Origin of the sequence: Chitinophaga sp. W2I13 (assembly GCF_050434005.1) — a bacterium.
Taxonomy (GTDB): domain Bacteria; phylum Bacteroidota; class Bacteroidia; order Chitinophagales; family Chitinophagaceae; genus Chitinophaga.
In genome coordinates this window covers 90,517-116,444 of sequence record NZ_JBNPWD010000001.1, presented here as the reverse complement: position 1 = coordinate 116,444, position 25,928 = coordinate 90,517, and the positions used below count along the sequence as shown (strand labels likewise).

Annotated in this window: 17 protein-coding genes and 1 pseudogene; 11 read left to right on the top strand and 7 right to left on the bottom strand. The window is 47.8% G+C overall.

The features are described 5' to 3' along the window. The first annotated feature begins 327 nt into the window (after positions 1-327). The 8 genes and pseudogenes from QFZ48_RS00410 to QFZ48_RS00375 all read left to right on the top strand — a co-directional run bounded on the left by QFZ48_RS00410 (position 328) and on the right by QFZ48_RS00375 (position 12,781). A complete protein-coding gene (locus QFZ48_RS00410) occupies positions 328-2,742 on the top strand; it encodes a glycoside hydrolase family 127 protein (protein WP_429060600.1) in 2,415 nt (804 codons plus the stop codon). A gap of 12 nt (positions 2,743-2,754) precedes the next feature. Then, a complete protein-coding gene (locus QFZ48_RS00405) occupies positions 2,755-3,948 on the top strand; it encodes a carbohydrate binding domain-containing protein (RefSeq protein ID WP_429060598.1) in 1,194 nt (397 codons plus the stop codon). 28 nt (positions 3,949-3,976) lie between these two features. Then, positions 3,977-4,186: pseudogene (locus QFZ48_RS00400) on the top strand (hypothetical protein); the annotation flags it as partial. After that, the gene (locus tag QFZ48_RS00395; RefSeq protein ID WP_429065440.1) at positions 4,178-6,712 is read left to right on the top strand and encodes an alpha-L-arabinofuranosidase C-terminal domain-containing protein; all 2,535 of its coding nucleotides are present in this window, start codon (positions 4,178-4,180) and stop codon (positions 6,710-6,712) included. The pseudogene QFZ48_RS00400 and the gene QFZ48_RS00395, both read left to right, overlap by 9 nt. 100 nt (positions 6,713-6,812) lie before the next feature. Further along, on the top strand, positions 6,813-9,323 hold the full coding sequence (locus QFZ48_RS00390; protein ID WP_429060596.1) for an XrtN system VIT domain-containing protein: 2,511 nt from the start codon (positions 6,813-6,815) through the stop codon (positions 9,321-9,323). A gap of 23 nt (positions 9,324-9,346) precedes the next feature. Next, positions 9,347-10,981: an exosortase N gene (gene xrtN, locus QFZ48_RS00385; RefSeq protein ID WP_429060594.1), complete on the top strand. Its 1,635-nt coding sequence runs from the start codon at positions 9,347-9,349 to the stop codon at positions 10,979-10,981. Positions 10,982-11,149: 168 nt separating this feature from the next. Beyond that, positions 11,150-11,968, top strand: a complete 819-nt coding sequence (locus QFZ48_RS00380) for a lysophospholipase (protein WP_429060592.1) — start codon at positions 11,150-11,152, stop codon at positions 11,966-11,968. A 30-nt stretch (positions 11,969-11,998) separates the two neighbouring features. After that, positions 11,999-12,781, top strand: coding sequence for a porin family protein (locus QFZ48_RS00375; protein WP_429046581.1), 783 nt, complete (start codon positions 11,999-12,001; stop codon positions 12,779-12,781). Between the two features lie 54 nt (positions 12,782-12,835). Here the strand turns inward: QFZ48_RS00375 and QFZ48_RS00370 are convergent, their stop codons facing one another. Further along, entirely contained in the window at positions 12,836-13,552 is a 717-nt protein-coding gene (locus QFZ48_RS00370) for a 3-ketoacyl-ACP reductase (RefSeq protein ID WP_370911275.1), read from the bottom strand. A 103-nt stretch (positions 13,553-13,655) separates the two neighbouring features. On the opposite strand from QFZ48_RS00370, the gene QFZ48_RS00365 reads away from it, so the two are divergent. Beyond that, positions 13,656-14,498, top strand: a complete 843-nt coding sequence (locus QFZ48_RS00365) for an aldose 1-epimerase family protein (protein ID WP_429060590.1) — start codon at positions 13,656-13,658, stop codon at positions 14,496-14,498. 74 nt (positions 14,499-14,572) lie between these two features. On the opposite strand, the gene QFZ48_RS00360 is transcribed toward QFZ48_RS00365, so the two are convergent. The 5 genes from QFZ48_RS00360 to QFZ48_RS00340 all read right to left on the bottom strand — a co-directional run bounded on the left by QFZ48_RS00360 (position 14,573) and on the right by QFZ48_RS00340 (position 21,517). After that, positions 14,573-15,088, bottom strand: a complete 516-nt coding sequence (locus QFZ48_RS00360) for a hypothetical protein (RefSeq protein ID WP_370911277.1) — start codon at positions 15,086-15,088, stop codon at positions 14,573-14,575. 65 nt (positions 15,089-15,153) lie between these two features. Beyond that, the gene (locus QFZ48_RS00355; RefSeq protein WP_429060588.1) at positions 15,154-18,285 is read right to left on the bottom strand and encodes an efflux RND transporter permease subunit; all 3,132 of its coding nucleotides are present in this window, start codon (positions 18,283-18,285) and stop codon (positions 15,154-15,156) included. A gap of 11 nt (positions 18,286-18,296) precedes the next feature. Further along, positions 18,297-19,340 carry an efflux RND transporter periplasmic adaptor subunit gene (locus QFZ48_RS00350; RefSeq protein WP_429060586.1) on the bottom strand — a complete coding sequence of 348 codons (1,044 nt, stop codon included), beginning with the start codon at positions 19,338-19,340 and terminating at the stop codon, positions 18,297-18,299. Positions 19,341-19,350: 10 nt separating this feature from the next. Next, positions 19,351-20,721: a TolC family protein gene (locus QFZ48_RS00345; protein WP_429046585.1), complete on the bottom strand. Its 1,371-nt coding sequence runs from the start codon at positions 20,719-20,721 to the stop codon at positions 19,351-19,353. 157 nt (positions 20,722-20,878) lie between these two features. Continuing rightward, entirely contained in the window at positions 20,879-21,517 is a 639-nt protein-coding gene (locus tag QFZ48_RS00340) for a TetR/AcrR family transcriptional regulator (RefSeq protein WP_429060585.1), read from the bottom strand. 170 nt (positions 21,518-21,687) lie between these two features. Here QFZ48_RS00340 and QFZ48_RS00335 point away from each other — a divergent pair, with 170 nt between their 5' ends. Next, complete coding sequence (locus QFZ48_RS00335; protein ID WP_429046588.1) at positions 21,688-22,692, top strand: aldo/keto reductase; 1,005 nt, start codon at positions 21,688-21,690, stop codon at positions 22,690-22,692. 66 nt (positions 22,693-22,758) lie between these two features. Then, complete coding sequence (locus QFZ48_RS00330; RefSeq protein WP_429046589.1) at positions 22,759-23,661, top strand: helix-turn-helix domain-containing protein; 903 nt, start codon at positions 22,759-22,761, stop codon at positions 23,659-23,661. Between the two features lie 41 nt (positions 23,662-23,702). Here QFZ48_RS00330 and QFZ48_RS00325 read toward each other — a convergent pair whose 3' ends face one another. Beyond that, a complete protein-coding gene (locus tag QFZ48_RS00325) occupies positions 23,703-25,928 on the bottom strand; it encodes a DUF4838 domain-containing protein (protein ID WP_429060584.1) in 2,226 nt (741 codons plus the stop codon).

The following is a 25,928-nucleotide window of genomic DNA, read 5'->3' as shown; positions in this document are numbered from 1 at the left end:
ATCCTGGCGGAGGTAGTAATCGATTGCAGGAAACTTGGTGACAGACAGGATTTCAGGGATTGACAAAATGTTGGGAATACTCGTTAATATCTACGCAGTATTCCTCTTTTTTTATCAATACTTTTAAATGTCATTGTGACAATTATATTTGATGGATATATTTTGCCGACCGTGAATCCATTCATGTTATGAATAACTATCTATTTTCCTATTGCCAGGAGCAAAATCAGTAAAATCCCGTGCTGGATCAGCATCTGCGGTATGACAAATAATTGTTATTTAGACAGTTATAAAACATTATATTCGAAGACTATAAAGACAAAAGGTATGAGATCATTTTGGGGAAAGGCGGCGCTGGCCGGCTTCGGTATGCTGATGGCCAACACTATAGTGCAGGCGCAGTTGCAGAAAGATTATCCGATTAAACCGGTGGCCTTTACGCAGGTAAGGGTGAATGACAATTTCTGGGCGCCGAAAATAAGAACCAACGCCAGTGTAACGATTCCGTATACGCTGGAGCAATGTAAAAAGACAGGTCGCATCGATAACTTTTTACGCGCGGCAGGTAAAATCCCTGGGGATAAGCTCACCGAATACACCTTTGATGATACCGATCTGTATAAAGTAATAGAAGGCGCTTCCTACGGGTTGCAGATGCAGCCTAATCCCGGTCTGGAAAAGTACCTGGATACACTGATCAGTATTATCGGCGCCGCCCAGGAGAAAGATGGATATCTCTATACCTTCCGCACGGTGAAAGCGGCAAAACCACATGAATGGATTGGCAGCAAGAGATGGGAGAAGGAAGAGGACCTGAGCCATGAATTATATAATTCAGGTCACCTGTTTGAGGCGGCGGTAGCACATTACCAGGCTACCGGTAAAAAAACGCTGCTTAATATTGCGATCCGCAATGCCGACCTGCTGGTACGTGACTTCGGCTGGGGAAAGGAGGAAAAATTCCCAGGCCACCAGATCGTGGAAACAGGGCTCACCCGCCTGTACAGGGTAACCGGCAATAAGTCGTATCTCGACCTGGCAAAATTTTTCCTGGACGTTCGCGGACCAGGTAGCAAATACAGCCAGGAATACAGTCAATCGAACAAGAAAGTAACAGATCAGCACGAAGCAGTAGGACATGCCGTACGTGCTACCTATATGTACACCGGTATGGCCGATGTAGCCGCCTTAACAGGTGATCGCAAATACCTGGAAGCCATTGATGATATCTGGGATGATGTGGTGGACCGGAAACTGTATATCACCGGCGGTATTGGCGCCACCGGCGCAGGAGAGGCCTTTGGTGCTGCATATGAATTGCCGAACATGTCGGCTTACGCGGAAACCTGTGCCGCCATTGCCAACGTATACTGGAACAGCCGCATGTTCCTCCTGCACGGCGATTCGAAATATATTGATGTGCTGGAACGTACACTGTACAACGGTTTGCTCTCCGGGGTATCCATCAGCGGCGACCGTTTCTTTTATCCCAACCCGCTGGCCTCTATGGGACAGCATCAGCGAAGCGCCTGGTTTGGATGCGCCTGCTGCATTTCCAATATGACCCGCTTCCTGCCTTCTATGCCGGGGTATGTGTATGCGCAGAAAGACAATGACCTGTACGTAAATCTTTTTGTGGGCGACTCCGCTACTATTCAATTGAAAGCCGGTAAAGTAAATATCGTACAGCAAACGGATTATCCCTGGAATGGAAAAGATGACATCACTATCAATACTGCCAAACCTACCACATTCTCGCTCCGGGTGCGTATTCCGGGCTGGGCGGAAAACAGGCCGGTACCAGGCAACCTGTATTTTGAAGACGACAGTTCAGCCGTAAAAATCCCCATCCTGCTCAATGGCAGCCCTATCGACTACAAGACAGAAAAAGGTTATGCGGTGATCAGCCGCTCCTGGAAGAAAGGAGATAAGGTGACACTAGAGTTCCCGATGGAAGTAAGAAAGATCCTGGCTGCCGATGCAGTAAAGGACGACCACTCCCGCTTTGCACTGGAACGCGGCCCTATTATGTATTGCCTGGAAGGACCGGATAATAAAGATGCTACCGTACAGAATATTGTAGTGGATAAACAGGCATTGGTTTCTCCCGTGTATCGCCCGGATCTGCTCAGTGGGGTAATGACCCTCCAAATGCCTGGCAATTCCGCCAGCCGGCAACTGCATTCCGATTCGCTGATTAACAGCAGTCAAACGGTAACGGCTATACCCTATTTTTCCTGGGCTAACCGCGGTCCTGCTGAAATGACCGTATGGATTCCGTTTGAAGCTTCGGCTGCCCGTCCAAAACCTGCACCCACCATTGCTTCCAAAAGTAAGGTAACAGCGTCTGTAAAAAATCAGCGCATGTATATGGCCCTGAACGATCAGTACGAGCCAAAAGATTCCAAGGATAACAGCGCTCTTTACCTGCATTGGTGGCCCGCCAAAGGCACTACAGAATGGGTGCAGTATACGTTCGACAGCACTCATACCGTAAGCAGTTCCAAAGTGTATTGGTACGACGACGGTCCTTTTGGTGGATGCAGGGTACCTGCTGCCTGGAAGCTGTATTACAAGCAGGGAGCCGAATGGAAACCGGTAAATGCCAAAACGCCCTACACGGTGGAAAAGGATAAGTATAATGTGATCACTTTTGAGCCGGTAACTACTACCGCCTTAAAACTGGAAATACAATTACCGGCAGATAATGCCACCGGAATACACGAATGGATCGTTGAGTAATATATGAATCGCATGAAACAAGGCTTTCTGGCCGTTATCTGCCTGCTTGCAGGAAGTAGCCCCGCCATTGCCCAGAACAGGGCTGCAATCACTGTAAATGCTACGGAAAAGGGCGCCGCTATCCCGGCTACCCTGCACGGCGTTTTCTTTGAAGAGATCAGTCATGCCGGCGAAGGAGGACTATATGCTGAAATGGTGCAAAACCGCGGCTTTGAAGATCACCGCATTCCCGCCGGCACAAAGCTGGAAAATGGCTGGTTGGTGCCTTTCCCGCAAAAGCCGCATTTTATGCTGCATGGCCAGGTATCGGACTGGAAAATGGAATGGCCGCTGCAAAGCCGGTGGCCGGCCTGGCATGCGGAAAGCAATGCACAGCTGTCGCTGGTAACGGATCATCCGCTGAATGCCGCAACGCCGCATGCGATGCAGGTGAAGATAACCGGGAGAGGTGCAGCCCTGGTGAATGAAGGCTTCTGGGGCATGAACGTGGAAAAGGGAGCCGCCTACCGGTTGTCCTTCTTCGCAAATACCGTTAAAGGCTATACGGGAAAAGTAACTGCTTCGCTGCAATCCGCATCAGGACAAGTCCTGGCAGATACCGTGTTGCAGATCAGCAGTTCCTCTTCCTGGAAAAAATATAACGCTACTTTTACGGCGAAGGGAAGTGATCCTGCCGGCCGGCTGGTACTCACTTTTCATCAAAACGGCACCCTGCTGCTGGATATGGTATCCCTGTTCCCGGTGCATACCTTCCGTGACCGCCCCAACGGCATGCGGGCGGATATCGTCACGCTCATCCAAAAAATGAAGCCTGCCTTTGTACGGTGGCCGGGCGGTTGTTACGTGGAAGGTATCACCGTGGAAAGTGCCCCCAATTGGAAAACTACGATTGGCCCGGTGGAGCAGCGCACGGCTTCGTATAGCCCATGGGGTTATTGGAGCAGTAATGGCTTCGGATATCATGAATACCTGCAATTCTGTGAAGATATCAACGCCGCCGCATTGTATGTTTTTAATGTGGGCATTTCCTGTGAATACCGCAGCGGCACCTTTGTGCCAGATGATAGCGTAGCGCCCTATATTCAAAGTGCATTGGATGCAATTGAATATGCGGTTGGTCCGGTTACTTCCCGCTGGGGAAAACAACGTGCCGCCAATGGCCACCCGGCGCCGTTTCCGCTCAGGTACGTAGAGGTGGGGAAATGAGCAACATGGCCCTGATTATGCAAAGCGGTATAACCTTTTTTATGACGCCATCCACAAGAAATACCCGCAAATAGAAATTATTGCCAGCATGGGCATCGGTGATGTAAACCGCCATACCCTCGATAGTATGCAGCATACAGATATCGTGGACGAACATGCCTATAAAGATGCCGGCTGGAGCCTGCGCAACTTTGATCACTTCGATAAATACAAACGTGGCAGCTGGCAGATGTATGTAGGGGAGTATGCCACCAACGCCGGTGTGGGCAACGGTAACATGCAGGCGGCCCTCAGCGATGCCGTGTATGTAATGAGCATGGAGAAAAATGCCGACCTGGTAAAGATGAGTAGCTATGCACCTTTACTGGTCAATGAACATGATGTGGACTGGCCGGTGAACCTCATTCACTTCAACGCAGGCGCCAGCTTCGCAAGGATCTCCTATTACACGCTCAACATGCTCAATGATCATAAAGCCACTTTCAACTACCCGGTAACAACCACCCTGCTGCCGGAAAAGAATGTAACACCGAAATTTTCAGGAAGTATTGGTCTCGCTACCTGGGATACAGAAGCAGAATATAAAGATATCACCGTCGTACAACAGGGAGATACGGTGTATAACAGTCGCCTTGATCCGCAGCTAACCGGCTGGCTCCCGGTAAGGGGCAAGTGGGAAAAACAATCCGGCCTGCTGGCGCAAACAGCTGCCGGTGCACAACAACTGGCTATCTTGAAAGGTCGCCACTTTAACGCCTATACGTTGTCGCTCAAAGCCCGTAAAACCGGCGGGGTCAATGCCTTTATTATTCCTTTCGCAGTAAAGGATACCAATACCTGCTTACGCGCACATATAGGCTCCTGGCTGAATTCCAATGCCATGTTCGAAAGTCTTACCAACGGATACGACGTGGCCGGTATCAGTAATCCGGTGCGCCTGAAAGCCCCGTTAGAATCCGGCCGCTGGTATGATATCCGCCTCGAGGTAAGCAATGATGAAGTGAAATGTTTTGTAGATAATTCACTGCTCATGACCTACCGCGAGCCGCAAAAATTATTTTCCATTGCAGGCCGGGATGAAAAGAACGGCGATATCATCCTCAAGATCGTGAATGCCGGTGAAAGTGTCGTAGATGCAGATATCCGGCTGGAGGGAGCTTCTGTGAGTCCCGTTGCACAAGTGATTACATTGACGGCAGATAAACCGGATGCAGAGAATTCATTTGCATCGCCGGAAGCGTATACGCCGCATACTTCTACTATTCAAAACGCGGCGGCACAGTTCAACTGGAGCGTACCCGCATTGTCGGTGAATATTATCCGCCTGAAATCACCGCGCATTGCGTTCAATGTGCGCATGCCCGAGCCGGCTGCCGGTATATACGAAGTGGAAATGAACTATAAAACCGACAGCACCACCCGCACCACGGTGAAGCTCCCGGTGTGGACACCCGGTTACTATCAACTGATGGACTATGCCGGGCAGGTAAAAGATTTTCATGTATATAACACTGCTAATGATACATTGCGGTGGCACAAAACAAACGCCAACAGCTGGGAGATCGTTCATACACCCGGCGCTGAAATAAAGATCACTTATAAGATAGGCGCCCACCGCAATTTTGTAGCGACCAGCTACCTGGATAAAGATCACGGCTATATTACACCGGCGGGTGTTTTTATGCATCCGGAGGGGAAAACAGGGAGCCCCATTGTGCTCACCGTACAGCCATATGGCAACTGGCAGGTGGCAACGGGAATGGATACACTTAGTAAGCATACTTATACAGCTGCCAGCTATGATGTGCTGTACGATAGTCCTTTGCTGATAGGGGAGCTGGAATCTTTTCCCGCTTTTAAAGTAAAAGGGATCCCTCATTATTTTACGGCCTTTCAGCCAGGTAACTTCAACCGCGCCCAGTTCATGGACGACCTGGAAAAGATAGTCAGCACAGCAGCCGGAATCATCGGGGATATTCCCTACAACCACTACACATTCCTGGGAATCGGGCCAGGCCAGGGTGGGATAGAGCATTTGAATTCAACGACAGTATCTTTTACCGGCGACGAATTAAATGATCAGGCAGCGCGTCAGCGGACCTATAGTTTCCTGGCACATGAATATTTTCATCACTATAATGTAAAGCGGATCCGCCCGGTGGAACTGGGACCTTTTAATTATGATGCCGCTAATCGTACAAAACTGTTGTGGGTGTCGGAAGGGTTCACTGTCTACTATGAGTACCTGGTGCTGCAAAGGGCTGGATTAATGTCAGGCGCCAACCTGCTGCAGGCGTTGCACGGGCATATACAGTCGTGTGAGCAACGTCCGGGCAACAGGGTACAATCTGTTACCGCTGCCAGCTATGAAACCTGGGATGATGGTCCTTTTGGCGGTGATCCGGCCAAAACTATTTCCTGCTATGAAAAAGGACCGGTGCTTGCCTTCCTGCTGGATCTGCGGATCCGTCATGCTACGCACAATCAGCAATCGCTGGATGATGTGATGCGGGCTTTATACCGGCAATATTACCTGCAACTGCAACGTGGATTTACACCGGAAGAGTTCCGGGAGACATGTGAAACCATTGCCGGCCAATCCCTGGCCGACTTCTTCATATATGTGGAAACGCCCGCTCCTGTTAACTATCAGCAATACCTGTCTTACGCTGGATTAACGATGAATAAGGCCGGTATACATGCACTTCCTGCTGCCAACACCCTCCAACTGGATATCCGTAAAGCATACGGTATAACGGATTAATTCTCCCTGCGTCTTCTGATCTAGTGAATCTTTTATTTATGCTTTGTATCGCAAAGTACTTTTTGTTTCATACATTTGAGGCATATTCAAATCATCTATAATGGAAGCCACTACCTCCAGAACCTTGCCGGCGCCTTATGTGTTCGGCCTGACACTGTTATGTTTTGCCCTTTTCGCGAAGTGCTATTCCTGCTTTTTACCGGAAGGCACAGAAGCTTCATTCATCATTACACACCTGCTAACGTTACTTTATTTCTTCAGCTGCTGGATCGGCGGCTTTCTTAAACCATGGGAGGGGAGAAGGAAAGTGATGTCTGTATTCGTGGTGCTGTTGCTCACTGATGCCTATACAGTAAATGACAGTATCCGTCTGTTTGAGTCGTCAGCCACCTGGTTAGTGGTCATGCTGATTTTTATTTGTGTCAATATACTGGCATTTGCATTTTTTGAAAGATGGCCGGAATGGATGAAATACCTGCAATGCGCGGTGCTTGGATTTACAATGCTTTTGCCTTTCTACCTCGCCGTTTACCTGGTACCGGTGTATCTTGTCAGCATGATTGCCCTGATTGCTATCGGGCTTTCCATCGTTACATTTTCTCCGGTTTTCGTACTATGGTTTAACTTCCGGATGGTGAGAAAGCTCATATGGCCGGTGTACCGTTACCGGCTCATTTATTTATGGTCGGGCGCACTGGCATTCATGATGCTAGTGCTGTATTCCGTAATATATATAGCAGACAAAAGTAGAATGGAGCAGGCCTACAACAACAGCCATGTTGCAGTAAGGGAAGAGTTGCCGCCCTGGATCAGGGCCGCGCAGAAAGCACGGATTGATTTTATAACAGCACAGCTGCTGAAAACAGGTATTGTTTATACCAGCCCGGGTATCCGGTCGGGTTTCAATCTTTGGAGTACGCCTACCAGGGAGTTCGGTGAAAAGCTGACGCATGATCCCCTGTTTATGACCGCGGGCGCCCTGTTTGGCACTATTGCTATCCCTGAAGAAGACCGGCTGAAGATGCTGAATGTAATGTTTGATAAAAGACATTATGCAGTAGACCGCTACTGGAGCGGGAAAGACCTGGTAACTACCAGTGTGGGCACAACCGCCGACATCTGGCCACAGTATCACCTGGCATACACGGAAAATACCTACACGGTTAAAAATATTCCGAAACAGCGATGGAGTAACAGCCAGGAGGCGATCTATACCTTGCATTTGCCGGAAGGCGCAATGGTTACTTCCCTCTCGTTATGGATCAATAACCATGAAGAAAAAGCCATCCTCACTACCCAGGCAAAAGCTGCAGAAGCCTATTCGGAAATCGTTGGCAGGCAACGCCGTGATCCGTCGGTGGTACACTGGCAGGAAGGCAACCGCGTAGTAGTGCGTGTATTTCCGGTGCCACAAAATGAAGAACGGAAATTTAAGATCGGGGTTACCTCTCCGCTGAAAGTACAACAGGGTAAACTGGTGTATCAACCGGTATGGTTTGAAGGGCCGGCATATGAGGGGGCGCGTTATGAAGTAAAACTGAATATGGATAAATGGCCCGGAGGACTGAATTATCCGGCCGGGTTTTATAGGGATAAAGGGAAGACGGTTGGCAAAATCGGGAAGTATAATGCGGACTGGGAGTTAACAATGCCTGATGAGGCAATAAACAATGCTGCCTTCAGCTTTAACGGTGAGCGATATACGTTGTTACCTTACAAGCCATCTTATGAATTTTTTGCACCGGAGAACTATTACCTGGATGTAAATCATAGCTGGAATTATGGTAATTACCGGGAGATCCTTACCCAACTGAAAGGTAAGAAAGTATGGATGTTTCATCCCCGGAACGGAATGATAGCAGTGAACGAAGAAAACAGGAAGGATCTTTTTAACGAATTGCACGACCAGCGTTTCTCCCTCTTTCCGTTTTATAAAATAATAAATCCTCCAACAGCACTGGTGATCAGCAGTTCAGACAATATTTCGCCTCAGCTCAGCGACCTGGAAAGTTCCGTTTTCAGGAGTAATCTGCGCAGTTTTTTATCTCACGGGAAAGTAAGATTATATCATATAGGTAACATCCTGAGCCCTTACCTGGCTACGTTGAAAGAATCACGGTCACTGGTATACGAAAATGGATCCACGAATCAGTTGCTGTCACAATTACGCAACAACAGCTTCCTGCAGCAAGAGGAGGATAGCAAGCAGCTGATCATGGAAGATGCGCGTATCCGCATTGCCCGGAGCACGGGCAGTATGCAAACACAGGGACCCGACCACCTGGCGCGCCTCTTTGCCTATAATTCCATTCTGAAGGATCTGGGACCAAAAGTTACAGGAGAGGATCTGTCTTCAGAAACAGCGCTGATCAATACTGCAAAAGCTGCTTACGTGGTAACACCATTGTCGAGTTTGATTGTACTCGAAGCGCAGGCCGACTATGATAAATTTGAGATAAGCGATGATGTAAACAGCCTGAAGAACGCCTCTCTTAAGGGACATGGGGCCGTACCCGAACCGCATGACTGGGCACTCTTCATAATAGCGATAGGTATACTCGCCTATGTGCGGTTCGAAAAATTATTTAATCGGAAAAGAAGCGTATGCTAACGTTACCGCATATACGGTTATTAATGGGAAGAACAAAACTGCCGGTATTGATACTGCCGGTGGTTTATGCGATAACCGGTGTATTGCAGTTGCAACATTATTTTTCCTGGAAGAGTACTTTCTTTATGTTGTGTGTAATAGCGATGGGAGTGGTGTTTCAGCCCGACCGGTCACGCCCCGGGAGTACCCGTTGCGGCTGGATAGCATTATTCTTTTTGTTACTGTTGTGGCAGATCCCCGTATTAACTATCCGGTATGCCACGATTATCACCGCCTTATTTTTTGTAACAGAATATTTCTTCGGGAGATTACAAACGCTCACTTTCATCACGGCTGCGCTCATTGCGCCGGCAATTGATTTTATGGTCAATGTATTCACCTTCCCGATCAGGCTATGGCTCACGGGTGTAGCTGGTAACATATTGGCGGGCATAAACCCCGCTGTTACCACCGCAGGTAATATGATCCTGCTGGGAAGTAATGAGTTCAGTGTAGACCCTGCCTGTATGGGTTTACAGATGATGCTCACCTCGCTGCTCTGCGGCGTGATGCTGATAGCCTTTTATCAACGCCGTTATCAGAAAGTGCTGCCGTTTACCGGAGTCCTGGTGGTATTACTGGCTATTGCCGGGTTAAATATAACTGCTAACCTGTTCCGTATTATACTGCTGGTGCAGTTTGCTTTGCCACCGGAAGCAATGGCGCATGATGCTATGGGGATTGCCACACTGCTGATCTATGTAATCCTTCCCTTGCTACCGGGTGTTAAATGGATGCTGCAACGCTATGGAAAGGCAAAGCCAGTACATACCGGCGTACACCCGCCACCGTTATATGGTTGGTTGTTACACGGAGTGCTGGCCGCAGGCATTATCGGTGGGCACTTTTTTATACCGGGAAAACGCGCTGCTTCCGGCGAAATGGACCAGCAGGTAAAACATTTGCCCGGCTACAGCTACGCTGTATTGGACGATCATGTTATCAAACAAACCAGGGCCAACGCATTATTGTATGTAAAAGGAATTCCGGGCTTTTATTTTACAGATCACCAACCGATGATTTGCTGGAAAGGAAGTGGCTTTGGGTTTTATAAAATAGCGGAAGTAACGATAGCGGACACGAAAGTATATACTGCCGAATTACAAAAAGAGAACACTACGTTATACACTGCCTGGTGGTACGAAAGCCGTACCCGCCACAGCAACAGCCAGCTCGAATGGAGATGGGATGCACTCTGCAGCGGGAATAATTATTACCTGGTAATATTACGGTGGAAAAGAAATCACTATTGGAACCGGAAATACAAACCTTGTTGCATACACGCCTTATTCAGTGATCACTTCTGCTTCTTCTTTATGCCTGGGTTGATAATACAGGTAGAAATAGGCCAGTATAAGAATCCCGGTTACAAAAGGAATCAGCGCCAGGTGTTTAAAGGTAATATCGCCTGTAATTACCTGTGTGTCGAAATGAAAAAATTCACTGATCATCCAGTAAGAGTTGGCCGCAATCCACACAGAGATCGCCACATTATGACACAGCTCCGACATGAACTGGCGGGTACGCCAGGCGATCACGATAGAAATGATCAGGGTGGGAAAGATCATCGCTACGCCCAGGGGCTTCCATATCATGCACCAGCTGATATCTTTCAATAGCCAGAAAACAATATGCAGGTTTTCCATCTTACGGTAACTTAAAGGAATGCTGTATACCGGCGAAGTGGTGGCTTGTTTGCTCATGTGTGTTATTCAGTTAATTTTATCTGGTTGAAATAGGGCGTAAAGATATTCTTTATCTTCGTTTCTGCACCAGCATCTCCGGCTATGAATGAATTTCACTGGTTTTATCAGCGTACCAGGTTTCACGGTATCATCTGGAGCCCCGAAAACTCCGGGCGGGTTATGATCATTGTACATGGCATCGGAGAGCATATTGGCCGCTACGACCAGGTAGCCTCTTTTTTCATGAAGGAAGGATATACAGTGATCGGCATCGACCATTATGGCCACGGTAAAAGTGATGGCGCCAAAGGCGCTTCCAAAGGCTTTGATTTTATGTTCGATTATTTGCAAAGTTTCGTGCGTTACGTAGCGGATACCTACCACAAACCGGTGGTGATGTACGGCCATAGTATGGGCGGCGGCGTGCTCACGGGCTTTTTACTCCGGCGGCAGCCCGATATACTGGCGGCGGTGATCTCCGCGCCGGCTTTGATCATTGGCATGCGCCCCGGCGGTTTCCTGAAAGGAGTACTGAAAGTGGCCAGTGCCATCGCCCCCAATATCCGGATCAAACAGGGGCTGGACATCAACAAAATTTCACATGATAAGGCGGAAGTAGAAAAATTCAGGGCAGATCCCCTGCGGCATGATAAACTGAGCCTGCGACTGGCCAATGATATGATCCAAAACGGCGCCTGGTGCCTGTTGCATGCGGCTGAACTATGCGTGCCTTCCCTGCTTATCCACGGTAATGCCGACGAATTTACCGCTGTGGAAGGCTCCCGCTTATTTGCTGAAAGGGCGCCATCGGCCTTGCTTACCTACCGCGAGTGGGAGGGCATGTACCATGAAATGCATAACGAACCCACCAGCCGTGAGGTATTATTGTTTGTAGCAGGTTGGCTGAGTAATGTGAGATAAGTGTTAAATTCGATATACAATCTATTTACTATGAAACACTATCGCTCTTACAAATGGCTCCTGCCTGCCCTCTTGCTATTTTTCGGTTTACAGGCAAAGGCGCAGGTCGATCTCGGTGTCCGCGGAGGCATCAGTATTCCGAATCTTACTGCCGGCGGTAGTGAGAGCAACCCACTCAACACCGGTTACAGCTCCCGCCAGGGGCCGGATTTCGGTATCCTCGGTGAATACCACGTCAGCAAACTGTTTTCTATTGAAGCTATGATTTCTTACTCTTCGCAGGGTGGTAAAAAAGAAGGGCTTCAGGCATTCCCGTTCCCGCCTGAAATGGCAGCCGCATTGCCTCCCGGTATGCCTGCGCCAACCTACCTGTATGCCAATTTCGAAAGCCAGGCAAAACTGAACTACCTGATGGTCCCCATCCTGGCTAAATTTGGCTGGAACCTGGGACCTACCTCACCGTTACGCCTCTACGTGGATGCCGGCCCGTTTTTCGGCTTCCTCCTGAGCGCTAAACAGGTTACCAGCGGCAGCAGCATCCTTTACCTCGATGAAGAAGGGAAACAGCCGATTACGCAGCAGCCTCAGTCTTTCGACAGAACAACAGACATCAAAGACCAGTTACATACTTTCAATCTTGGGGTAAGTGGAAACGTAGGACTGGCCTATATTTTTGGCCGTCACCAGGTATTTGTGGAAGGGGGTGGAAACTATGGCTTCCTCAATATCCAGGAAGGCAGTGCTAATGGTAAAAATAATACCGGCGCCGCTACTGCCTCTATCGGATACGCCTATCGTATTTGTAATAAATAAGCGGATTATCTTGTTTCAGCAGAACAGCGCCTGCTGAAACAAGGATCCCCGCGTTTATGGATTGGTAGACCATAACCCCGCTGATTTCACCAGCACCCTTCTGTTCAGCTTCAGCTGCGCCACTACAAACTCCGCCAGGTCTTCCGGCTGCAATACTTTGTCCGGGTTCCCATCCGTTAAGTTCAGGTCTTTTGCCATATCCGTCGCAATAGTGCTCGGCGTTAAGGCGCTTACCCGGATATTATGTTTCCTTACTTCCAGCATCAGCGATTCTGTTAAGCCCAGCAGGCCGAACTTGGAGGCACTGTAAGCGCTGGTAAGTGGTGCGCCCCGTTGTCCCGCAGTAGAAGATATATTGATAATGTCGCCGGTTTTTCTTTCTATCATACCCGGTAATACCGCCCGGGTTACATAATACACGCCCAGCAGGTTTACCCGGATGATCTGCTCCCATTGAGCAGGTTCCAGTTCCATGAAATTGCCAAAAGCAGCAATGCCGGCATTGTTGATCAGGATATCAGGTTCCCCCAGCTCTTTTGTCAGCTGGGCCACTGCCTCATTTACCGCCAGCAGATCGCTCACATCTGCAGTTGCGTAAGCTGCTTTTACGCCTATACTACTGATTTCTTTTGCCACGGCCTCCAGTGAACCGGCACTACGCCCCAACAGGGCTATATCCACGCCTTCCTGTGCCAGCGCCACTGCCAGCGCCCGGCCTATACCTTTGCCCCCACCGGTGATCAGGGCTTTTTTTCCTTTTAATGATTCCATAATGCCTTCGCTTTGTAAGGTTAAAAAATACCTGGCAAAGGTACAAAGCTTTGTTCCATTTACAGCCTATCTTCGCATGGATCCATTATAACAGCTTCAGACTATGATACAGATTTCCAACGAAAAACTCACCGTACTGGTGAACCCCCAGGGAGCAGAACTGCAGAGCATTGTGAGGAAAGATACCGGCCTCGAATATTTATGGAGTGGCGACCCCGCCTTCTGGGGTAAAAAAAGCCCCGTGTTATTCCCCATCGTCGGCGGCCTGAAAGAGAATACCTATCAATACCGCGGAGAGCTCTACACGCTCGGCCGCCATGGTTTTGCCAGGGAACAATTGTTTACGGTGTCAGAACAGGGAGCGGAATACATCAGTCTCCGTCTTTCGGATAATGAAACTACCCGTAAAGTATATCCTTTCCGTTTCGACTTTACCATCCAGTACCTCCTGCAGGACGATCAGTTACAGGTAACCTACCAGGTGCTCAACCGCGATGATAAAACCCTGTTCTTCTCGGTAGGCGCCCACCCGGCCTTTAAATTGCCACTGGTGCCGGATACAACGTATGAAGATTATTACCTGTATTTTAATAAAGAAGAAGAAGCGGGGATCTGGCCATTGTCGGCCGGCGGACAGGTAGAAACCGCACCTGTTCCATATCTTCAGCATACGCATGAACTGCCGCTTAAGAAATCCCTGTTTTATAATGATGCCCTGGTATTTAAAAACCTGGCCTCCACGGCCATCAGCATTAAAAGCAACCGTACACCACACGGCTTAACACTGGCCTTTGAAGGTTTTCCGTACATGGGCATATGGGCGGCTAAAGATGCGGACTTTGTTTGTATTGAACCCTGGTGCGGCATTGCCGATAGCGTAAATGCGACCGGGGGAACTGGAAGAGAAAGAGGGGATCAACCGGCTGGCGCCGGATGGACTGTTTGAAAGAACATGGACAGCAACGATATTCTAAAGAGATAAAAAAAGCTGGCAGTTGTAACTACCAGCTTTTTTTATCTTTAAAAATTATATCCGGCTTTCAGGCCAAAGAAACTTCTGGTGCCATCTTTAAACCATGCTTCATACTTGGCTTCCACATCCAAACCCAGTACGCGGATACCAACACCGGGAGCTACCAGTCCGCCTACGCCGCTGTAGTTTTTACCGGTATACTGAACAGTACCGCCTTCTAACTTCACATAAAGAATAGAGATCAGGTTGTACCGCAATCCCAAACGGATAGGTACTACGTTGTAGTCCGGATAGTCGCCGGTTACAGTGCCTGTGTTAAAGCTCTTACCGCCAAAATGAAAGTAGCTTACGGAACCCACAGCAGTTAAACCTGCTATCAGCTTTACATCAGCGCCCAAACCAACACCATAACCGGTATTGTGGGTATCACCGAAGTCGCCTACCGGGAAGCCTGCTTCAACAAAAGGACCGATACTGAATCGTTTCAATTGTGCCTGTGACGACTGTGAACTGATACAGATCATCAGGAGCATGGTTGCAAATGCCAGGAAGATTTTTTTCATAAGAACTAATTTTCAGAGGATTGGTGACTGCAAATTAGCCATAAAAGTAAGGAACTAATTGCTAATTACGAATTGTGAATTATAGCATGCGGCGCTAATATCACTTCCTCCTCTTCCAGGTCCTGCCGTTTTTGTGAACTATGTCCGTTGTTGATAGCTTCAATCCTCGGCGGAATCAGTTTATACACCACCGGTGTAACGATACGCGACAACAAAGTAGAGCTGATCAAACCACCGATCAATACAATGGCCAGCGGCGCAATCAGTGGATTGGTGGATATCGCCACGGGAATTAATCCACCAATAGCCGTGAGGGAAGTGAGCACAATAGGAAGGAACCGTACCTCGCCGGCTTCCCTGATAGCGGCTTCCAGGGGCTTGCCCTGCATCCGCAACTGGTTGGTGAAGTCTACCAGCAAAATGGTGTTCTTCACCTCAATACCCGCCAGTGCTATCAGCCCGATGATCGCTACAAACGACAGCGAGTTGCCGGTGAGCCATAACCCCATGGCAGCACCCACAATACCCAAAGGTATCACTGATAAAACAATGAGCATACTCTTAAACGTTTTGAACTGCAGGATCAGTACCGCCACAAAAAGGAAGATCGTCACAATGATCACACTCATAAATCCACCAAAGGAATTTTTCCGGCTTTCTACTTCTCCTCCCATCTCGTAAGTATATCCCGCAGGCAGTTTCAGCGCATCCATTTGTTTTACCACATCTTCTATCACCCGGTCGGTCAGGAAGCCCTTCTTTATAAAGGCGCTTACTGCTACTACCCGGTTCTTCTCCTGGTGTTTAATAGTTAAGGGAGATGTTTCCAGCTGCAGCTGTGCCACCTGTGAAAGCGGAATCGCAGTTCCCTGGCTGTTGTTCACGTACAGATCCCTGAATACATCCAGTGTGGGTTGGGCCGTTTTCTGTTTGGTAAGCAGGATGTCGTAGTCATTATCATTCTGGTCATTATATTGGCCCAGGTTAATACCGGCCACGGCTAAACGTACTACCCTGTCAATATTGGCGGTGGGAATACCCAACTGCTGCGCCTTTTCACGGTCTATCCGCACCCGGATATCCGATTTCAGATTACTTACCGGGTTGTTGATATAGATAGTGCCCTGGGTTTTCTCCAGCATCTTTTCCACATTACCGGCTAAAGATCGTAAGGTGTCCAGATTATCTCCGAATAACCGCACCTCTACCGGCGCCACCATCGGCGGACCCTGTTCAAAGTTTTTTACTTCTACTTTGGCGCCGGGATAGGGCGTCCACTTTTTACGGAGCGATTCAATCAGCTTGTTTTTGTCAGCCGGACTGGTATGGGGGGCCAGTTGCACAAAGAGCTGTGCATAGTCACTTTTTTCATTTTCCTGTAATTCGTTGTAATAGATGCGGGGATTGCCCTTGCCGATATTACTGGCATAAGAGCTTACCATCTTTTCCTGCTTCAGCTCTTTTTCTATCTGCTGTACAATACTGTTGGTATAGTGCAGGTTCGACTGTGGCGGTGCAAAAATATTGATCAGAAACTGTGGCTTTTCTGACGCAGGGAACAGGCTGAAACCAATCACCTTAAACAACCCGATAGAGGCGCCAAAAATTACCAGTGATACCACAATCGTGATCACCGGGCGATGCAGTGCTTTGTCGAGCAGCTTTGCATAACTGCCATGGATCAGCTTTTTGAGCAAACGCATAAACAGGTTGCCTTCAGGATTACCGGTATGCTCCTTCAGCAAACGGCTGGAAAGGAATGGGATAATAGTCAGTGACACAGCCATAGATGCCAGTACACTGAAGATCACCGCCAGCGGCAGACTGCGGATGAAATCACCGCTGCCTTCCGGCATAAATACCAGCGGCATAAACGAAATCACCAATGCCGCCGTACAACCTATTACCGCCAGCCCTATCTGTGAGGTGGCCTTCAGTGTGGCGTCCATACGGCTATGCCCTTCCAGCATCCATCTTTCTATATTCTCCACTACCACAATGCTATCATCTACCAGCAATCCCAATGCTACTACCAGTCCTACGATACTCAGCTGGTTCAGGCTATAGCCAAACAGCTGCAGCAATACAATACCGATCGACAGTGACAGTGGAATAGAGATCATCACAATGAGTGCAGGCCGCTGACCCAGCGGGAGCAGGGTAAAGGCTACCAGCAGGATAGCAATGATAAAATCTTTTCCCAGGCCACTTAAACGGCTGTTTACGGCGTCGGCCTGGTCGAAGTACTGCACCATATCGATATTGGCAGGTAAGGTTTTCTTGAACTTTTCGATCACCGGTTTGTAGGCGATCTGTGTTTTGGTAATATTTTCACCGGATTTCTGAGCAGCAGATACTACCACGCACCGGTGCCCATTCAGCCGTACAAAGTACTTCTCATCTTCAAAACCATAGTATACACGTGCGATATCTTTCAGGAAAACATTTTTCCCATTACCGGCAGATACAATCGTGTTGCTGATTTCATCGAGGTGCTGATAATTACCGCTGGTTTTGATATTGAAGCTTTTATCACCTGCATCGATACTGCCGCCGGGTATATTGGCCATTTCACTTTGCATAGCTGCCATTACGGTATTCACCGGCAGGTGGAGCTGCGCCATTTTATCTAATTGCAGTTCTACCCTTACCTGTTGTTCCGGTAAGCCATGCAGCTTTACGTTTTTCAGGGAAGGCACTTTTTCCAGTTCGTCCTGCAGCTTATCAGCGTAGTAGCGGAGTTTGTCCCTGGAGGTATTTTCAGAGATTAACGCTATCTGCAGGATATTTACATCAGAGGGTTCCTGTTTCTGCACTTCAATACTGTAAATATCTGCCGGCAGTTCCTGCCGTTTGTTGTTTACCTCTCTCACCAGCTCCTGGTATTTCTGGTCTACGTTGGAGCTGTATTTATATTCCACGTGCATAACGGCCACACCGTCGCTGATGGAGGTACGAACACGTTTCATATCGTCCAGTCCGTAGATTTCTTTTTCCATTGGATCTACCACCAGGTCTTCCATATCTTTAGGACTTGTACCTGGATACACTACAACGATATTAAATTGCGGGGATCTCAGTTCCGGATCTTCCGAGCGGGGCATATTGAGGATGGTGGTGATGCCCAGCACAATGATCATTATGAATATTACCAGCGTGAATTGGTAATTTTTGACGGCATATCTGGCTATTTTCATGATCGTAATAGTTATTGGATGATACGGATAGGTGATTGATCCTTCAGGTAGGCACTGCCGGAAATGATGAGTGCCTTTGCCTGTTCCATGCCGGTGCTGATGAGTACATTTTCTTTTTCCATCCCTGCAATGGTAACGGGTATCTTCTGTGCGGTTTTATTGTCGTTGGTTACAAATACAAAACCACTGCTGCCGTTTCCATCCAGGAGGGAGGCGTATGGAATGCTCCATGCAGTGCTGCCGGAAGCTGCGCCGGCCTGAATATGACAGCGGCCAAACATGCCGGCCGCGATAGCGGCGGGCTTGCTGCCGGTGAGTTGTACATCAATGAGGAAGGTGCCGCTTTGTGCATCAATGCCTTCAGATTTACGTGTAACCATGCCAGTGAGGCTGTCGCCGGGGATACCGGATATTTCGATACTGGCTTTATCACCGTTTTTCACCTGCGCCCATTCCCTGTCGCTCACGCCTACACGAAGTAACCAGTGGGAGCTGCTGGCGCCGTTGGTTTCTAATACCGGCGTACCTGCATTTACCATTTGGCCGCTGCTAACCAGCTTATGCAGTACATAACCATCCTGGGTGGCGTGGATAGCGGAGAAGCTGCGATTAAACTGGGTGGTGCTCAGTTGCTGTCTTGCCTGGTCCATAGTGGTTTTGCTGTTTTCCAGCTGTTCCTGTGTAGCCACGCTGTCGTTATGTAACCGCACAATGCGCTGATAATCGCGCTGGGCTTTCTCAAATGCCAGCTGATCTTTTTGCACCTGTGCATTTATTTCCGTGAGATTAAGCGTCGCCAGTAGTTGTCCCTTATGTACTTTATCACCTTCCTTTACCAGGATGCTGCTGATGATACCGTTGGTTTTGAAAGAAAGATATACTTCATCGTCGGTGGTAAACTGACCGGAAGCATTGATCGTAACGGCGGTTCCCTGTTTTTCCAGCGGCATGATCTTTACCGGGATGGTATCGGAAACAGTGGTGGTTGCTGCCGGTTTGCTGCCGCAGGAAAACAGCAACAGGGAAAAGGGCAGCAGGAGCAATGTATTTTTCATGGGTGTGTTTTTATTGGTTGTTGTGATTGTTGTTAATATCATAAGATGCCTGTGCGCGTTCTACCGACGCATAGGCCGTTTGCACGGAAGCCTGTGCTACGGCCGTTTGCAGCTGGGCCTGGGTAAGCTGGTTTTGTGCGTCGAGCAGTTCTATATACAGTAGTTGTCCTTCTTTATACACTTTCATCTGGTCGCGATAGTACCTTTCGGCAAAGGACAGCTGGCTTTGTGCTGTTTTAAAATTTAGAATTGCTGTCTGGTAATTGTTTACTGCTTCGTATAGTTGTAACCGTAGCTGGTCACTTGTTTGATCGGCGGCATTGGTGATGGTGGCTACCTCGTTGGCGGCCTGTTTGATTTTGTATTTGTATTTGTGAGAGGCAAACAGGTTCCATTCCAGGTTTACGCCAAACATATAGTAGCGGGTATCTTTATCGAAACGCGCGCCGGTACCTTGTGAGCCGAGATCGATGAATGTGCTGAGCTTGGGTACCAGGTAGGAGCGTTGAAGTTGTTCGTTTAAGCGGTATACGTTAGTAGCGCTTTTATATTGGGCCAGTTCTTCACGGCCGTTGATATCTTTGCCAGGCAGCTGTGCCGGCATCTGAAGAAGGGTGCTGTCGAGCGTAATATTTTCATCCAGTCCACGGTTCAGCAGGAAATTAAAATAGGCTTTGGAATTCTGCCGGGCGTTAATGGCTTTGTTGATATCGGCATCTGTTTTTTGTTTTTCCGTTTGTGCGCGGTACAGGGCGGTGTTGTTACGTATGCCGTTACGCACCATGCTCTCGTTGATCCGGATGTTTTCATTGATAAGCGACAAGGCGTTGTTGTAAATAGCCACCGCCTGTGCGGCCTGGTAGTATTGGTAGTAGGCCGTTTTAATATCGCGTACCAGTTCCCGTTTGTATACGTTCAGGGCGGCCTGTTGTTGTGTAATCTGTTCTCTCCGGATTTTCTGGTTGTAATAAATCTCTGCATTGATCAGCGGCAAACTCGCCCTTACTTTGGCATCGTAAAAGTTATCGGGGTTTAGCTGCACCGATACGTTGTCGATGTTTTTGAAATCATGGCTGTTGGTCAGCTGATTCAGGCTATTGTACACCGGGTTCATAATATCCCCGATGGGAAAATCGATGGTACGGCCGCCTGCTGATTTGGTGTAGCTGCCCAGTACCGATACATTCGGTCCAAAAAGGCTTTTTGCTTCCTGTAAGGCGAGCATTGATTTGGTTAGCTGGAAGTTTTGATCTTTTAATCCTTTATTGTTGCTGAAAGCGGATTGTATGTATTGATCCAGCACAGAACTTTGTGCAAAGGAGCTGAAGCCCGCTGTGATCAGGCCTATTAACAATGCTCCTTTTGTGATTGATGTGTACATAATGAACGGTGTTTATTGATGCCGAAAAAAATAAAGCCGGCTGGCTTTCTGTTAATCGTTGTTGATATAATGAACAGTGTTTAATGATGTTCTTAAAAAAAAGCCGTCAAGGCTTTTAAGTAAATTTTGGTTTCACTTCATCTTCACAAAGCAGTACTTATGCTTTAATCATTCGCAGGTATTCTTTAATGGCTTCGTCTACCACTCCCGGCATATCTTCATCTGAAACCCTGGACACTTTGGAACATCTTCCCCGCAGGTGCAGGCTCACAAGGCCATGCGCAAAGCCCCACACAGAAAGAGTGCCTATAGTAGCATCTTTAAACTTCACTAATTTTTTGTCGATACATTCCTGCATGAGGTGATATAAAGCATCATAGGCAGGATCTCCGTTCATCCACTTTTCTTCTTTCATCACCGCATTCATCGGCGCTTTTATGATAAACATCAGGTCATACAGCTCCGGATGATTTCTTGAAAACTCTATATATGCATGCGTAAGCTGCTCCAATCTTCTGAACGGTTCGTTACTATTCACTTTTTGCTGGAACTCGGTTGCCAGGGTCGCGAATGCTTCTGTTTGCACATCATACAACAGCTGATCTTTATCCTTGTAATAAAGATAAATCGTTGCGGGACTGTATTCTATTTTATCAGCAATATTGCGGATAGATACTTTTTCATATCCGTCCTCCACGAACATTTGAATAGCTACGTCTACAATACGCCTGCGCATTTCCGCCTTTTCACGTTCTTTTCTTTCTATTATGCCCACGTTGAATTGTTTACGGTGCAAATATACTGAACAGTGTTTATTTTCCAAATTTATTTTTAGGAAGAGCGATTCTGGGCCTCCGGGAAGGGGGAGACCAGGTGTCAGGTCCTTGATTTGCATACAACTTTCAGGGCTTTGCATACAGCTATTAAAGTGTTCTTAGCGAACTTTGACCTATTAAAATTAACAGTATGGTAATGAAGAAAATAAATTTGGGAAGCGAAGGTTTGACTGTACCAATTATAGGTTTGGGCTGTATGGGTATGACGGGTTTTGAAGAAGGAAATATATATGGAGAGGCAGATGAGCAGGAAGCTATTGCTACCATTCACCGATCGCTCGAATTAGGTGGCAATTTTTTAGATACTGCCGATTTGTACGGTCCTTTCAAAAATGAGCAGTTGATTGCTAAAGCAATAGCTGGTAATAGGAATAAGTATATTATCGCGACAAAATTCGGTTGGGAAATAGATGATAACAACAAAGTGACCTGGGCTATTAATGGCAAAAAAGAATATGTGAAAAAAGCGGTGGAACGTTCTCTTAAAAATCTTAACACGGAGTACATTGATTTGTACTACATGCACCGACTCGATAAAAACACGCCTATCGAAGAAACCATTGAGGCGATGAGTGAGCTGGTGAAGGAAGGAAAAGTGGGTTATCTCGGACTATCAGAAGTATCTTCAGAAACTATAAGAAGAGCTCACGCGGTTCATCCGATTACGGCGGTACAAAGTGAATATTCTTTATTTGAGCGTACAACAGAAGAACGTGGCATACTGAATACTTTGAATGAACTTGGGATAGGTTTTGTTGCCTATTCCCCATTAGGACGTGGTTTTTTATCCGGGCAGATCCGGACCATGGATGACTTACCGGAAAGTGATTTTCGCCGGGCAATTCCCCGTTTTCAGGAAGCTCATTTTTACAAGAATATTGAGTTGGTTAAAGCCATTGAGGCAATGGCCGGAGAGAAAAAAATAACCACATCACAGTTGGCGCTGGCCTGGATTATAAATAAGGGCATCTTACCTATTCCGGGTACCAAACGAAGAAAATATTTAGAGCAAAACATAGCGGCCACCGGAATTGAATTAAACGAAGCTGATCTGTCGAAACTCGAAAGCATTGTGCCGTTGGGTACTGATACCGGTAATCCATACGATGAGTTTAGTATGGGGCTTATTGACTAGCGTATTGTACGGTTGCATTTTTAAGAATGCAACCGCTATTCTACACCTTAAAATGTTTAAATTAGTATGATGAATGCCATCAGATCAGTCTCAGAATTTCACCGGTTGCTCTCTTTGCCCGAGCCACGTCATCCATTGGTAAGTGTGATTAACCTCGCCGAAAGTACTTTCCTGGAAGATGATGTATGGAAAGGTTTTGTGAATAGATTTTATTGTGTTGCCCTCAAAAGGGAAGTCAAGGGTAAAATACGATATGGTCAGCAACATTATGATTACAATAAGGGTGTTCTGAGCTTTACCGCACCTAATCAGGTTCAATACCTGGATCTGAAAAACGTAGAATGCGGATCCGGTTACCTGCTTGTTTTCCATCCTGACTTTTTGCTGACCCATCCTCTGGCAAGCAACATCAACGGTTATAACTTCTTCTCCTACGCTGTAAATGAGGCGCTGCACCTTTCTGCTGAAGAAGAAGATGATCTTATTACAATATTGAACAAGATCGACAAGGAATGCCTGCATATTGATAAATATACCCAGGGAATTATCCTATCGCAAATTGAGTTGTTGCTCAATTATTCCAATCGATTTTACGAGCGGCAGTTTATCACCCGGAAAAACCACCATCATCAACTGCTTGCCAAATTTGAACGCCTTGTTGATGAGTATTTTGACAGCACCAGTACGACAACGCAACCGGAACTATTAACGGTACAACGCATGGCCGAACTCATGAACCTGTCTCCAAACTACCTGAGCGATCTATTGCGCATGCATACAGGGCAAAATACACAACAACATATACATCAGCGATTGATTGAAAAGGCGAAGGAAAAACTCTCGACTACAAATTTATCGGTAAGCGAAATTGCTTATGCTTTGGGCTTTGAACATGCACAATCGTTCAGTACGCTGTTTAAGAAGAAAACTAGTTTGTCACCTCTTGAATTCCGGCAGGCATTTAACTGATAATTAAGATACACCGTATTAAGTCCACCTTTGCGTAAGGGTTATTCCACGGTAATCTCGTCGCAGCAAAGCGAGGGCTTCTTTCCCTCCACCAGGCGCCAATCGGGAAGTGTAGCCGGACATTTGGCAGTGATCCGGATATACCTGGCCGAAACGCCCGGGATGGAGAAACTATAGTGATGAATACGTACTGCGTATTCTTCCTCCGGAACAGGAATATCCTTTACGCCGGCAGATGTAAAGTGAGTACCATCTGCAGATGTTTCCACCAACACTTGTGCAGGATTGAAAATATAATGCCGTGCATCCTGTAAAAAATTCATTTGGACCTGGCGGATAGTTTTACTGCTGCCCATGTCAATAGTAGCTACCATATCCTTACCATAAGTAAAGAGCCAGTTGTAACTGAAGTCGTTGCCACCGGTTAATCCATCGGTAAGCGTACGCTCCTTTTTAGGCGTATACTCCGGCGTGTACGGATTTACAAGGGTAACCGCCGCACCTAACGCAAGACTCTTCACCCATTTACGGGAAAACAACTCCTGCCACTCCTGCGCATAGGCATCAGGGGATAACCCGCCTTCTGCCAGTTCCTGCACACCGGCTGTTTTGCATTGCGCCACAAATTTCTGTACACGTTGCGGCCACCGCGGGTTTACCGTGCCATCAGGCTGGAGATAGCCATATTTGTCGGTGCCATAAAAACGCGATTGCTGCAACACCGCATATTCCAGGAATAACCGGGTATTATATACACGCTGGAGATAAAGCGGGTTGTTACCTACTGCCGCTTCGGCCTTATCGAGAAAACCGGAATACTGGTCTGTTTGCACCGGCGATAAATAATCGCGCGATGAGTAGATGGGGTTACCGTAGATATCCAGCACCGCACGGGTGCTTTTAACAGCATTCGTGAGCGCGTCGAGGTATTGCCCCATCGCAGGCGCGGCAGCACCGTAATAGCCCTTTAAAAAGTCACTGTTGACCTTTTTCATATCAGCAGCCGGTTGCCATAACAAGGCCGCCTGTACGTAGCTGTTGTATTCTGCCATATCACCATAGGTTTCGCCGCTGCCCTGGGAAAACACGCCTTTTACATGATGAGCCGCAAAAAATTGGAGGTTGGATGACAGGTTGCTGTAATCGGGGAACGGATTCAGGTAATTGGTAAACTGCGTGGTATAATCCCAGATGAAAAGGTTGCCGGTAGTGGCTTCCCAGTCTTCCAGGTTTTTGCGGAACCCGGCTGCAGAAGATGCCTGGGCGAGTGGTTGCTGCCGGAATGCGTCAATAGTGCTCAGCATAATGTACACATTGGCCGCCGGTTTTGTTTTTAACGGGGCTTTGGCCGTATAGCCATAAGCCAGCGTGGTAAAGCGTTGGTCCGGGAATTGTTTGGCTACCCGGTTTACAAAACGGATCAATGAACCCTGTGGACCGCCCTCTTCTGCATCTGCCTTGCGGCATAGATCGCAGGTACAGCCGCCGCCGCCATCCTGCGGGGCAACAGACCAGTACATGGCATCCGGGTTGTTTGCCATCGCTTTTTTAAACCAGTCTACCGTTAAAGTATATACGTTTTCATTACTTAAACAAAGCTGCAACGGCTGCCTTTTACCATTTACCATTGAATAGTATTCCGGGTGATCCCTGAAGTAAGTATCCGGTGGAAGAATCTTGAAAAAGGAATGTCCCCATACGCCCCAAAGGTCTTCAAACCGGTGTAACCCATGCCAGGCAAGGTATTCGGCATCCATGGAAGGAGGGTAGTAGCTTTCCCGGTAAATAAATGCAGGCTCCTGCAAATCGGAGATAGCGCCGTTTAGTCGTATATCCTTCATCGTAGGTATTACTGCCGGACCCGCAGCATCCTTACGGCAACCCATATACGTTTGTAACACATAATATACCCCATACACCACTCCCTGGCCACTGCCACCACGGATAAAGAGCTGCCTGCTTTTGCTGCCGGTGAAAAAACCTTCTCCATGAATTTCAGCCGGGCCTGCACTATGGGTGGTATTGCCAATAAACACCGCCGGCTGGTCCTTGTATTGAGGTTCTGATATCACGGGTAGCGCAGCTCCGGAAATACGTTGGATATAATCCCGGAGAATACCTGCCGCTTTGCTTTCTGCTTTGGTAGCCTGTTCCGGCAGCACAATCACGTATTCGCTGCGTCCCTGCCGTACCAGTGTAATCTCTTCTGCCGGAGGCCGACAGGCACTGTATAACAACGTAGTGATCATTAACAAAAGGCTGTTCAT